The sequence below is a fragment of the Paraburkholderia sp. RL17-347-BIC-D genome (genome assembly GCF_046027915.1).
Classification (GTDB): Bacteria; Pseudomonadota; Gammaproteobacteria; order Burkholderiales; family Burkholderiaceae; genus Paraburkholderia.
Map to the genome: position 1 here is coordinate 156,174 of NZ_JARESS010000002.1, position 12,302 is coordinate 168,475.

At 60.2% G+C, this 12,302-nt stretch carries 10 protein-coding genes; 9 read left to right on the forward strand and 1 reads right to left on the reverse strand.

Features of this window, described 5'->3' with window-relative positions; genetic code table 11:
• Positions 1-100 precede the first annotated feature (100 nt).
• Positions 101-1,030 carry a LysR family transcriptional regulator gene (locus P0D96_RS04110; RefSeq protein ID WP_408175188.1) on the reverse strand — a complete coding sequence of 310 codons (930 nt, stop codon included), beginning with the start codon at positions 1,028-1,030 and terminating at the stop codon, positions 101-103.
• 383 nt (positions 1,031-1,413) lie between these two features.
• Between P0D96_RS04110 and P0D96_RS04115 the strand changes: the two genes are divergently transcribed.
• The 9 genes from P0D96_RS04115 to P0D96_RS04155 all read left to right on the forward strand — a co-directional run bounded on the left by P0D96_RS04115 (position 1,414) and on the right by P0D96_RS04155 (position 12,284).
• Complete coding sequence (locus P0D96_RS04115; protein ID WP_132378200.1) at positions 1,414-2,121, forward strand: 3-oxoacid CoA-transferase subunit A; 708 nt, start codon at positions 1,414-1,416, stop codon at positions 2,119-2,121.
• 13 nt (positions 2,122-2,134) lie between these two features.
• Positions 2,135-2,794: a 3-oxoacid CoA-transferase subunit B gene (locus P0D96_RS04120; protein WP_132378198.1), complete on the forward strand. Its 660-nt coding sequence runs from the start codon at positions 2,135-2,137 to the stop codon at positions 2,792-2,794.
• Between the two features lie 113 nt (positions 2,795-2,907).
• Entirely contained in the window at positions 2,908-4,287 is a 1,380-nt protein-coding gene (locus P0D96_RS04125) for a 3-carboxy-cis,cis-muconate cycloisomerase (protein WP_408311934.1), read from the forward strand.
• Between the two features lie 5 nt (positions 4,288-4,292).
• A complete protein-coding gene (gene pcaD, locus P0D96_RS04130; RefSeq protein ID WP_132378194.1) occupies positions 4,293-5,084 on the forward strand; it encodes a 3-oxoadipate enol-lactonase in 792 nt (263 codons plus the stop codon).
• Positions 5,081-5,476: a 4-carboxymuconolactone decarboxylase gene (gene pcaC / locus P0D96_RS04135; protein ID WP_132378192.1), complete on the forward strand. Its 396-nt coding sequence runs from the start codon at positions 5,081-5,083 to the stop codon at positions 5,474-5,476. Before pcaD ends, pcaC begins: the two co-directional genes overlap by 4 nt.
• A gap of 554 nt (positions 5,477-6,030) precedes the next feature.
• Complete coding sequence (locus P0D96_RS04140) at positions 6,031-6,879, forward strand: ABC transporter permease (protein ID WP_408311937.1); 849 nt, start codon at positions 6,031-6,033, stop codon at positions 6,877-6,879.
• Positions 6,880-8,250 (forward strand): ABC transporter ATP-binding protein, encoded by a 1,371-nt coding sequence (locus P0D96_RS04145; protein ID WP_408311940.1) that lies wholly within the window; start codon positions 6,880-6,882, stop codon positions 8,248-8,250. It begins immediately after the preceding gene.
• 68 nt (positions 8,251-8,318) lie between these two features.
• Positions 8,319-11,021, forward strand: a complete 2,703-nt coding sequence (locus P0D96_RS04150) for a glycosyltransferase (protein ID WP_408311943.1) — start codon at positions 8,319-8,321, stop codon at positions 11,019-11,021.
• 66 nt (positions 11,022-11,087) lie between these two features.
• On the forward strand, positions 11,088-12,284 hold the full coding sequence (locus P0D96_RS04155) for a methyltransferase domain-containing protein (RefSeq protein ID WP_408311946.1): 1,197 nt from the start codon (positions 11,088-11,090) through the stop codon (positions 12,282-12,284).
• Positions 12,285-12,302: the final 18 nt, after the last annotated feature.

A 12,302-nucleotide genomic window follows, 5' to 3' on the forward strand; every position in this document is an offset into this window, starting at 1 on the left:
GGAGCGCGCGGGTTCAATGAGTGCGGCCATTGTTCCATGTTTTGTGCCGCGTCGTGCCGATGTCCCTTTTCGCTGTCAGGGCGCGCCGCTCGGCCGCCGCTCATTTCGGCCATTCGTCCATTGCGTCGTTGAACAGTTCGGCAACCACGCCGCGCAGCCAACTGCCACGCGGATCGTTATGAAACTTGCGATGCCAATGCTGCCGCAGATCGAAATGCGGCAACGGCAGCGGCGGCTCGACCAGCGTGATCGACGCATGCTCCGACACGTACGCGAAGCCGATCGCGTGCGGCACGGTCGCGAGCAGATCGGTGCGCGCGAGGATGAACGGCAGGCTCATGAAGTGGGGCGTTTCGAGCACGGCTCGGCGTTTGATGCGCTTCTTTTCCAGGTATTGCTCGAGGACTTCCTGGCTGCGTCCTTCGGCGCGCACGACGGCATGACCCGACGCCACAAACTGCGCCAGCGTGAGCGGCGCCTTCGCCAGTGGATGGTCGGTGCGCATCAGGCAGATGAAGCGATGCGTGAAGAGCCGTTGCTGGAAAAAGTTATTGCCCGCCAGATCGGGGAAATAGCCGATGGCCAGATCGACGTCGCCCGATTCGAGCCCGCGTTCCACCTGCGACGGCGAGACCGACACCGAGCGCAGATTCGCGAACGGCGCACGTTCAGCGAAGAGTTGCAGAAGCCGCGGCAGAAACACGATCTCGCCGACGTCGGAGAGCGCGATCGAGAAAGTGTGAGTGCTGGTGGCCGGGTCGAATTCCTGCACATCGAGCATGCCTTTCTCAATGCGCAAGAGCGCGTCGCGCGCGGCGGGCAGGATGGCGAGCGCGCGCGGCGTGGGCTCCATGCCTTTGGACGTGCGCACGAAGAGCGGATCGTCGAAGTACTCCCGCAATTTTCCCAGCGCGGTGCTCACGCGTGGCTGGCTCACGCCGAGCTGCTCGGCGGCGCGGCTGACATTGCGCGTGTCTTCCATCGCAACCAGGTAGGGGATGAGGTTCAGATCCAGGTTTGTTTCGGACATGCTCGGTAACCTGCGGCGCGGGCCGCGTATTTGATATGTAGATAAAGGTTAGCCCAATAATCTCCCGTTAGGATAGTGCGATTCTCCGCTTTGGCCGGCCAACCCGAACAACTAACCGGCATGGCAAGCAGCGAGAACCTATGATTAGGGGGAATTCCCTGCCTTGACAACGCGCACGAAGGACAACCATAATCGCCTCAGCGTTCGCTAAACGAATCCATGTTCATGTAACGAACAAATTTGAAGCGAGCAAACTAACGGCGCCAGCTTCGCATCGCACTTGGCGAGCCGCCGCCGGCATTGGCCCGGAGACCGTCCCGCTCGAACCCTGCCCGCAAGGCAGCCAGCCTGGCGGCACGCAGCGCCCCAAAAGGAAATTCGACATGATCAACAAGATTTTCGAGTCACTTCAATCGGCGGTCGCCGATGTCAACGACGGCGCGACCGTCATGATCGGCGGCTTCGGCACGGCCGGCATGCCGTCGGAGTTGATCGACGCGCTCATCGAACAGGGCGCGCGCGAGCTCACCATCGTCAACAACAATGCCGGTAACGGCGACATTGGCCTCGCTGCGCTGCTCAAAGCCAAGCGCGTGCGCAAGATCATCTGCTCGTTCCCGCGCCAAACCGATTCGTATGTGTTCGACGCGTTGTATCGCGCCGGAGAGATCGAACTCGAACTGGTGCCGCAGGGCAATCTGGCGGAGCGCATTCGCGCGGCGGGCGCGGGTATCGGCGGCTTCTTCACGCCGACCGGCTACGGCACGAGGCTCGCCGAAGGCAAGGAAACCCGTTTGATCGACGGCCGGCATTACGTGCTGGAGGCGCCGCTGCACGCGGACTTCGCGCTGATCAAGGCGTACAAGGGCGATCGCTGGGGCAATCTCACCTATCGCAAGACGGCGCGCAATTTTGGACCGATCATGGCAAGTGCGGCGAAAACCGCGATCGTGCAGGTGTCGCAAGTCGTGCCGCTCGGCGCGCTCGATCCGGAAAACATCGTGACGCCCGGCATTTTCGTGCAGCGCGTGATCGAAGTGCCGCAAGCGGCCCACGCCCCAATGCCCAATCCTCACGACGCTGCCGCCTGATTCGGAGACCGACATGAAAAAACTGACCCGCGATGAAATGGCCAAGCGCGTTGCGCAGGACATCCCCGAAGGCGCCTACGTGAACCTCGGCATCGGCGTGCCGACACTGGTGGCGAACCACCTCGCCGCTGACAAGGAAATCTTCCTGCACAGCGAAAACGGCCTGCTCGGCATGGGCCCCGCGCCCGCCAAAGGCGAAGAAGACGACGAGCTGATCAACGCCGGCAAGCAGCACGTCACGCTGCTCACGGGCGGCGCGTACTTCCACCACGCGGATTCGTTCGCGATGATGCGCGGCGGCCATCTGGACTTCTGCGTGCTCGGCGCCTTCCAGGTGTCGGCCAAGGGCGATCTGGCAAACTGGCACACCGGCGCGCCCGATGCGATTCCGGCAGTGGGCGGTGCGATGGATCTGGCGATCGGCGCGAAGCAGGTCTATGTGATGATGGAACATCTGACCAAGCAGGGCGAAAGCAAGATCGCCGCCGAATGCACGTACCCGGTGACGGGCGTAGGTTGCGTCGACCGCATCTATACGGATCTGGCGATGATCGATGTGACCGACCAGGGCCTCGTGGTGCGCGAGATTTTCTCGGACATCGATTTCGACGCATTGCACAAGCTGACCGGCGTGCCGCTGATCGACGGCACGCAAGCGGCGCGCGCGGCTTAACCAGGCTGAGCGAGGCTGAGCGAGCCCGCGAGACGCGGCGAAGGCGCCGGCTAGCATGCCGGCGCCGCGCGGCGCACACTTCACTTCCGATATCCTCGATCATCGACGTCATCATGCTCGAATCCAGCGCCCGTCTGACCGGCCTTCTTTGCGGCACGCAGCCGATGAACGACATCTGGGCGCCGCGTGCCACGCTGCAACGGATGCTCGATGTGGAAGCGGCGCTTGCGCGCGCTTCGGCCACGCATAGTGTGATTCCGCAGACGGCGGTGGCCGCGATCGAAGCCGCCTGTCAGGCCGACCAACTCGACGCCGACGCGCTCGCACGCGACGCCGCGCTCGGCGGCAACCTGGCGATTCCGCTCGTCAAGCAACTCACCGCGCGCGTCAAGGCAGCCGACGCCGAAGCGTCGAAATACGTGCATTGGGGCGCCACGAGCCAGGACATCATCGACACGGCGACGGTGCTGCAACTGCGCGACACCTTCGATCTGCTCGACAGCGGCCTCCAATCCACCTGCGACGCCGTGGCGAAACTCGCGGCCACGCATCGCGCCACGCCGATGATCGGCCGCACCTGGTTGCAGCAGGCGCTGCCCATCACGCTCGGCCTGAAATTCGCGCAATGGCTCGACGCGCTGCTGCGTCATCGCGAGCGGCTCGATGCGTTGCGCGCTCGCGTGCTGGTGCTGCAATTCGGCGGCGCGGCGGGCACGCTGGCGAGTCTGCGCGATGCCGCGCCGCACGTCACCCAGTCGCTCGCAAAAGAACTCGGCCTTGCCGTGCCGACGCTGCCGTGGCATGCGCAGCGCGATCGCATTGCCGAAACGGCGTCGCTGTTCGGCATGCTGATCGGCACGCTCGGCAAGATCGCGCGCGACATCTCGCTGCAGATGCAAACCGAAATCGACGAACTCGCCGAACCGGCAGCGGCCGGCAAGGGCGGTTCGTCGACGATGCCGCACAAGCGCAATCCGGTGGGCTGCGCGGCTGTGCTGACGGCCGCCGTGCGTGCACCGGGGCTGGTCGCCACGGTGTTCGCCGGCATGGTGCAGGAACACGAACGCGCGCTCGGCGGCTGGCAAGCCGAGTGGGATGCGCTGCCGGACCTCGCGCGCCTCGCGGGCGGCGCGCTTGCCAACATCGAACAGATCGCCGCCGGCTTGAACGTGAACGTGCCGCGTCTCGCCGCCAATCTCGACGTCACGCATGGCCTGATTCTCGGCGAAGCGGTGATGCTCGCGCTCGGCGACAGCATCGGCCGGCTCGACGCGCATCATCTGGTGGAGCGCGCATCGAAAGCCGCGATCCGCGACGGCCAGACGCTGTTCGACGTGCTCGTCGCGGACCCGGCCGTCACCGCACATCTTCCGCTCGAGCGCCTGAAGCAACTGCTCGATCCCGCTCAATACGTCGGCCAGGCGCACGCTTATGTGGACGCCGCGCTGGCCCTTCACACCACGCGCTCGCAGCGCGACCATTCAAGGGAGTAACCGGTATGCCTTACGCCGCAGTCAACGGCACCGAGCTTCACTATCGAATCGACGGCGACCGTCACGGCAACGCGCCGTGGATCGTCTTGTCGAATTCGCTCGGCACTGATCTGTCCATGTGGGCGCCGCAAGTCGCGGCGCTGTCGAAACACTTTCGCGTGCTGCGCTACGACACGCGCGGCCACGGCCATTCGGAAGCGCCGAAAGGCCCGTACACGATCGAACAACTGACCGGCGACGTGATCGGCCTGATGGATACGCTGAAGATCGCCCGCGCGCATTTCTGCGGACTGTCGATGGGCGGCCTGACCGGCGTCGGATTGGCGGCGCGCCACGGCAACCGTTTCGAACGCGTCGTGCTGTGCAATACGGCGGCGCGCATCGGTTCGCCGGAAGTATGGGTGCCGCGCGCCGCGAAAGCGCGCAGCGAAGGCATGCTCGCGCTGGCCAGTGCCGTCCTGCCGCGTTGGTTCACGGCTGACTATATCGAGCGTGAGCCGGTGGTGCTGGCCATGATTCGCGACGTGTTCGTGCATACCGACAAGGAAGGCTACGCCTCGAATTGCGATGCCATCGACGCCACCGATCTGCGTCCTGAAGCGCCCGGCATCAAGCTGCCGGCGCTGGTAATCAGCGGCACGCACGATCTGGCCGCGACACCGGCGCAAGGCCGCGAACTGGCGCAGTCGATTGCGGGCGCGCGTTACGTGGAACTGGACGCCTCGCACATTTCCAACATCGAGAAAGCCGACGCTTTCACGAAGACTGTGATCGATTTCCTGACGGAGCAGAAATGAACGACGAAGATCGCTATGAAGCCGGACTCGATGTGCGACGCGCGGTGCTGGGCAGTGCGCACGTCGACCGGTCGCTTGCGAACCGTACCGAGTTGACGGAAGAGTTTCAGAATTTCATCACCCGTTATGCGTGGGGCGAAATCTGGACGCGTGATGGCTTGCCGCGCCACACGCGCAGCCTGCTGACCATCGCAATGATGGTCGCGCTCAATCGCAGCGAAGAACTCGCACTGCATCTGCGCGCCGCGAAGAACAATGGCGTGACGCGCGAGCAGATCAAGGAAGTGCTGTTGCAAACCGCGATCTATTGCGGCGTGCCGGCGGCGAATTCGGCGTTTCACCTCGCGGATAAGCTGTTCCGCGAAGATGACGCGGCGGCAGCGCAGCCGTAAGCAATGCCATAGAGACGAGGTGCCAGGCAGCGTGCGAATGCGCGCTGCCTTTCAGCATTGACGATGTTTAGTTTCCATCCAGCCTGCAACGGGCTGTGATACGGATACCTGGTATCCGGCGGCGTTCGACCTGGACGCTGCGCACTGCGTGACTCACCCGCGAATTCCACTCTTCTCGTTTTTTGCAGAAAATTCCTACATTGAAGCTGAATTTTCTTGCGGACATTTCAGCCTTTCTTGTTTGTATATCAGCATTTTCCAGAATTTTGCCGACCAAATTCGATAATAATATGAATGTTGGCCAATTCGAGGTTATTAATCTTTTGCATATTTTAGATGTGGATTTAATCACTTTAAGATAGTGATACTCGTTCGCGCGGGTTTGGCTGGTCCGTAGGACTTATCAAGAGCAATGGGGCAGGCTCCGGCGGGCGACTGGCGGAATCCTGGTGGGTTTCATTTGACGCCGCATGTTTCGCCCCTTCGCTGACCGCTTCGTTGACCGCTTCGTTGACCGTTAATCCAGCCGGCGCTGTTCAAGGCGATCTGCCAATATGAGCTTTACCTATAAACATGATGGCCGCGAGGAATCCCATCCTCGTGCCCATTTTAGTTCTCTCTTTTTACTTCCCTGGCAGCAACGCCATCTGATTGTCGCGCTGACCAAACGGGACATACTGAGCCGATATCGCGGGTCGGTGATGGGACTGACGTGGTCCATTGCTCAGCCGTTAATCATGCTCGCAATGTATACGGTTGTTTTCGGCACACTTTTGAAATCGCGCTGGCCTGGAACCGACAACAGTTTTCAGTTCGCCGTGATCCTGTTCGCAGGGCTCATTCTTTTCAATTTCTTCGCTGAGTGCCTGAATAGAGCGCCGAACATTATCACGACCCATGCCAACTACGTGACGAAGGTCGTCTTTCCGCTCGAGATCCTGCCATGGATTGCGGTGGCCTCGGCGGCGTTTCACTTCCTGACGAGTTTTGCCGTCTGGATTGTCTTCGCACTGTGCGTCTACGGAAAGCTTCAGTGGACGATCGTCTTTCTACCGGCCCTCTTCATTCCACTCGCTTTAGTCGGCTTGGGGGTGGGGTGGCTGTTCGCCGCCACCGGCGTCTACGTGCGTGACCTGACGTATGTCACGGCGCTGCTTTCATCCATGTTGATGTTCCTGTCGCCGGTTTTTTACGCCCTCAATACTTTGACGCCCACTTTCAGGGCGCTCATTCTGGCCAACCCATTGACTTTCATCATCGAGCAGGCGCGGGCGGTCATGATCGCGGGCCAGTTGCCCGACTTCGCCGGGATAGCGATCTATCTGCTATGCAGCATCGGTTTCGCGTGGATCTGTCTGGCCTGGTTCCAGAAGACACGCGAAGGATTCGCGGACGTTCTGTAAATGCCGGTGCTCATGGACTTGAATCAAGTTAGCGAACCTGAAACCACGATTCAGGTGACACATGCCTCGAAGCGCTTCGACATATACGACACGCCGCTCGACCGTCTCAAGCATATCGTCTTCCCCAAACGCACCAGGTATTCCAGGGAATTCTGGGCGCTTCGGGACGTATCGCTTTCGGTGACTCGTGGCGAGACGGTCGGCATCATCGGGCGCAATGGCTCCGGCAAGTCCACACTTTTGCAGATCATTTGCGGAACACTACGACCCACCGCGGGCGATATCGCGATCAACGGGCGCGTGGCCGCATTGCTCGAATTGGGAGCCGGTTTCAACCTGGAGTTTTCCGGTCGGGAAAACGTCTATCTGAACGCCGCCATGCTGGGAATGACGGCGGACCAGATCGAACGAAAATTCGCCAGCATCGAGCAGTTCGCGGAAATCGGCGATTTCATCGATCAGCCGGTCAAAACCTATTCGAGCGGCATGTATGTGCGGCTCGCGTTTGCCGTGGCCATTCACGTCGACCCCGCGGTCTTGATCATCGACGAAGCCCTTGCCGTGGGCGACGCGCGCTTCCAGGCGAAATGCTTCAACAAGATCAGGGAGCTCAAGGAATCGGGCGTCACGATTCTTTTCGTGTCGCATGACGTCGGCTCGGTGCGAACCTTGTGCGAGCGCGCCGTCTGGCTCGATGGTGGACGGGTTCGGATGGAGGGCAACGCGTTCGCCGTTACCGCGCAATACACGCAGTTCATGTCCGAAGGACTCGGCGAAAGCGAGGCGATCGGAATTTCCAGTCAGTCGGCAGACAGCGCGGCCGGTCATGATGAAGAAGCGAAGCAAAGCGATCAGATCACGGAAAGCGCGAGGCCGCTCGCCTCAAGCACCAATGAGGAGCCCATCAATCACTGGGGGACGCATATCGGATCGATCGTGTCGGCCCAGGTCCTGGACTCGGCCTGCCGTCGCCAGAGCGTGTTCACGGCATTCGAGCCGATGATCGTCCGTTTGGCGATCCAACTCCCCGAAGGCGTCGATCGACGTGCTCTGAGCGTGGCCTTCTCCATCAAGGATACAAAAGGCACGGATCTGATCGTCCGAACCACCCACGACGAGAAAGGCGTTGACTTCGATTTCGACGGCAGCGAGTTCGAAATCGAGTTTTACCTGAGAAACCAGCTCAACACCGGCCGATATCTGCTCGTGGCGGCCCTTGAAGACCGGTCTGCGGCCGTGCCGCAGTACTACGAGTACATCGAGGGCGCCTGTTATTTCTCTTCCTATGTTGAAAGCGATCGATACGGGCTGTTCCTGCCGGACATCACAGAAAAAATACGCATGGAAGAAATGCCTCTAGACAGGCAATGACGGCATCGGAAAAGAGAAATTGGCAATAACGGCGACTCGAGAGGTTGGCCATGGACGGACAAGAAACAATGCTAGACGTAGTGCGCAGACAAACCCACGCATCGGTCGCAAAGCTGAGCGCTTCGATCTCCGACGCGGATGCTCTCATCAGGCAACACAATCAGATTGCCGAGGAGCAGCGTCTCGCGCGCAGAGATCGCTACACGCTTGCGAAGCGGTTGTCGGACGCGTTGTCGGAAATCCATAATCTCAAGCGCTCGCTGAACGAGGTGTCGAGCGAACTGTTCCTCGAGGTTCGAGAGCGCGAGCGGGTACAGGGCAGCCTCAGCGAAGTCTTCGAAAGCAGTTCGTGGAAGCTGACCGCGCCAATGCGACGGATCGCGAACGCGGCTTACGCGTTGGCGGCGCGCTGCAAGATGCCGACCGGTGCTGGCGTTCCCATGCAACAGATTGCCACGACGGACGTTGTGCCCATAACCAGCGGAGGCTACGAAGCTCACACGCGCGCCCAGGCGGCGTACTTTGGGAACTACGCCAAGGACCCGTCGAAACAAAGAAGGCACCAGATCAGCCGCCTGCTCGCGACCCATCCCGACCGTCGGGGCGTCGTACTGTGCCCGGTCGCCTATGATCTTTCGCTCAAACAGCGTCCCGACCACATCATGGCCGAGTTCGCAAAAGCGGGCTACCTGTGCGTGATGCTGGAGTTCGGCGGCCTATATCCCGTTATCCAGCCCAAGGCAAAAAACCTGTACGTTTCCAATATGGTCGAGGATTTCCTCGGCTATTTCCAGGACGAACCGGTCACGCTCTATCTCCATTGGCCGGGCTTCAAGTACGTCGCTGATATTTGCCGCTCTGCATTGACGATCTACGATGTTCTCGATGACCTGACCGTCTTCGCGAACTATTCCGACGTCATGCGCTGCGATCATGATGTCTTGCTGCAGACAGCGAACGTCTGCCTGTTCTCGTCGAATCCACTGTACGAAGCGAACCGCGCGAAGGTCACGAATGCGCTGCTGCTGGAAAACGGCGTCTATCCCGAAGACTTCATTCACGGCGAGCGCGAGCGATGCGACGTGCCGGCGAAGCTGTACGAGATGGCGGCGAACCGGCGGGTTGTCGGCTACCACGGCGCGATTTCCGAACTGCTCGATTTCGATTTGCTCGACGAAATCGTCCGACTGAACGATGTCGTGCTGCTGTTCGTCGGTCCCGTCGTCGCTTTCGAACCGCAGTACGGCGACGAGGTTCAGGAGCGCATGGCGCGTCTGAAGACGTTCGACAATTTCATTCACCTCGGCCCGAAGCCGTATGCCGAACTGAAGCACTATCTCGCCTGGATCGATGTCGGCATCGTGCCGTTCATAGTCAGCGAGAAAACGGACCCCGTTTCACCGCTTAAGCTGTTCGAGTATCTGGCCGCGGGGAAGCCGGTGATCGGTACGCCGACCCGGACCATCCGGGAATACGAACACGCCATCATTGTCGCCTCGGGAATCGACTTCGTGGATGCGGTCGCCAGCGGGCAGTGGTCGACCGCGTATACCGAGACCTCCGCGGAGGTCGCGCGTGCGCACGCCTGGCCGGTGCTTCACGCGCCGTTGCTCAGACAGGTCAACGCCAGGAACGTTGCGAAGCTGATGGCCACTTCCGCGCAGCGCACAGTGAAAGTAGACATCGTCAATGTCAACTTCTTCGACTGGAACGGCGAAACCGTCTATAAAGGCGGGGCGGAACGCTACGTCTACGACCTCGCAGTCGTGCTCCGTGGCATGGGCTGCGAGGTTCGCCTCCTGCAAAATGCGCTGGTGCCTTTCGAGCGCGAATTTCGGGGCGTCAAGGTCGTGGGGATTCACGCCGTGGACAACTTTGATTTCGAGAGGATGTCGAGCAAATACGCTGAGTTCTGCGCGGACGTCGATCTCATTATCGCGTCGCCGACCGAACTTGCCGCGTCGCTTGGAAAAAACAAGCGCGTCATCTCGATCAACCACGGCATCCATTGGGACGGGGCGTCCAATAACCTGGCGACGTTTGACCGGGGACGCTACGAAACGCTGTTCCGCGCACTTCGCAACAGTGACCAATGCGTCTGTGTCGATACGAACTTTATCAACTGGCTCCGAACCTATGACTGGGCTCTCGCCAATACGCTGAAGTACGTCCCGAACTACGTCGATCTCGAGTGTTTCAGGAGCAATCCGAAGAACTTCGAAACAGAGGAGTTATGCGTTCTCCTGCCGCGCCGGCTTTATGAAGCGCGAGGTCTCTATCTGACCATCAACGCGTTCGATGTTTTGTTTTCGCGGCGCTCGGATATCCGCCTGGTCCTGTGCGGTCAGGCAATCGACCGCGATGCGCAAGCGGTGAAAGCGTTCATGGCGCGTCATCCAGACAAAGTGACGTGGATCGAATACGACATGGAGCACATGTACAAAGCCTATGTCGATAGCCATATCGTGCTGGTGCCGACCATGTATTCGGAAGGAACATCGCTCTCCTGCATCGAGGCTCTGGCGACCAATAACGCAGTCATCGCGACCAACGTCGGCGGACTGCCGAATCTGATCGTCGATGGCTATAACGGCAAGCTCATCCGTGCGGACTATATCGAGCTTGCTGCCGCTATCGAGGAACTGGCCGGTGATCGCACCAGGCTCGCCAGACTTGCTGCGCACGGACTCGAGTCCTCGGCCGCGTTTGCGAAGAAGGAATGGGAAAACCGCTGGCGCGAAGTCATCGAAAGCACGCTCGCTGTCGACTAGGTATCTATGGTGCCTATCGCGAACGCTCACGCATTCGATGGAATGGACAGACCGACAAGCCTTCTTATGACAGACATCAACTCAAAGCAATACTGGGACCATCGTTTCTCGACTGACTGGGTCTCTGCCGGCGGACATGGACAAACGCGATTCTTCGCGACGGTTGCAGCCAAGCTGATGCCGGACTGGTTCAAGTACCTGGTGTTGCGGGAGCAATGGACTATCTGCGACTGGGGTTGCGCGGAAGGGCAGGGGGTCGATGAACTGAGCAAATGGCTCGGCGTGATCTCCATCACAGGAGTCGATATTTCGGAAGTGGCGATCGAGAAGGCTCAAGCCTCGTTTCCGCATGGGCGTTTCAAAGCACAGTCGCTCGACGAGCTGGACGACTACGACGTTATTTTTTCGTCGAACACGCTGGAACATTTCGATAACCCGTTCGAAGTCGTCGCCCTCCTCGCGGAACATACGAAGCGCTTTCTGGTTCTGCTTCTGCCGTTTCAGGAATATGACCGGATTCCCGAGCATTTCTTCACGTTTGACCTGGACAACATTCCCGTCTGCCCGGTGCCCGGTTTCGCTGCCGTCGCTTGCCGCGTCGTCGATGCGGCGAAAATCAATATCAACTATTGGAATGGGAAGCAGATATTGGTCGTCTACGCGCGGCTCTCGGCGCTCGGAGACACCCAGCCCGATCTGCGCAATTTCTTTATAGGCGACGACACCTACGAAGCGTTCGCGCAAGAGCGTAGTCAAAGTATTGCCCAACAGCACGCCTCGGACAGGCAGCAGTTTGCGTCGCAGCTCGCTCAAACTCATAGCGAACAAGCTGCGACAAACGCGCTTCTCCAGTCGACAGAAAGGGCGCTGCGGGATGTATGCGCGGAACGCGACGCAGCGAAGGAGAAACTGACGCGGTCGCAGGAGACACTCGCCGAGCGGGATCAAGCGCTCGCCGAATTGAATCAGGCAATCACCGAGCGGGACCAGACAGTCGGCGAATTGAAGCAGGCAATCACCGAGCGCGAGCACACAATCGAGGCAGTGAAGCAGGAATGTGGCGCCCTGTCTGCCGAGACTGCTTCGCTTCATGCGCGCATCGAAAGGTTGCAGATCGAAGGCGAGCGTTACGCGAGGCTCCTGGCCGAAGTCCGAGCACGCGCGGACGACGTCGAGCGGCAAATGGACACGATGCTGCGCTCGAAGACGTGGCGGTTCACAAGTGCGATCCGCCGGTTTCTCGGTAGAGCACGGCCGCGTTAAGGCCCGTCATTGACCGCG

Excerpts from the sequence above, each read along its gene's own strand:
- P0D96_RS04110 (WP_408175188.1), bottom strand. The coding sequence starts at position 1,030 with ATGTCCGAAACAAACCTGGATCTGAACCTCATCCCCTACCTGGTTGCG.
- P0D96_RS04115 (WP_132378200.1), top strand. The coding sequence starts at position 1,414 with ATGATCAACAAGATTTTCGAGTCACTTCAATCGGCGGTCGCCGATGTC.
- P0D96_RS04120 (WP_132378198.1), top strand. The coding sequence starts at position 2,135 with ATGAAAAAACTGACCCGCGATGAAATGGCCAAGCGCGTTGCGCAGGAC.
- P0D96_RS04125 (WP_408311934.1), top strand. The coding sequence starts at position 2,908 with ATGCTCGAATCCAGCGCCCGTCTGACCGGCCTTCTTTGCGGCACGCAG.
- pcaD (WP_132378194.1), top strand. The coding sequence starts at position 4,293 with ATGCCTTACGCCGCAGTCAACGGCACCGAGCTTCACTATCGAATCGAC.
- pcaC (WP_132378192.1), top strand. The coding sequence starts at position 5,081 with ATGAACGACGAAGATCGCTATGAAGCCGGACTCGATGTGCGACGCGCG.
- P0D96_RS04140 (WP_408311937.1), top strand. The coding sequence starts at position 6,031 with ATGAGCTTTACCTATAAACATGATGGCCGCGAGGAATCCCATCCTCGT.
- P0D96_RS04145 (WP_408311940.1), top strand. The coding sequence starts at position 6,880 with ATGCCGGTGCTCATGGACTTGAATCAAGTTAGCGAACCTGAAACCACG.
- P0D96_RS04150 (WP_408311943.1), top strand. The coding sequence starts at position 8,319 with ATGCTAGACGTAGTGCGCAGACAAACCCACGCATCGGTCGCAAAGCTG.
- P0D96_RS04155 (WP_408311946.1), top strand. The coding sequence starts at position 11,088 with ATGACAGACATCAACTCAAAGCAATACTGGGACCATCGTTTCTCGACT.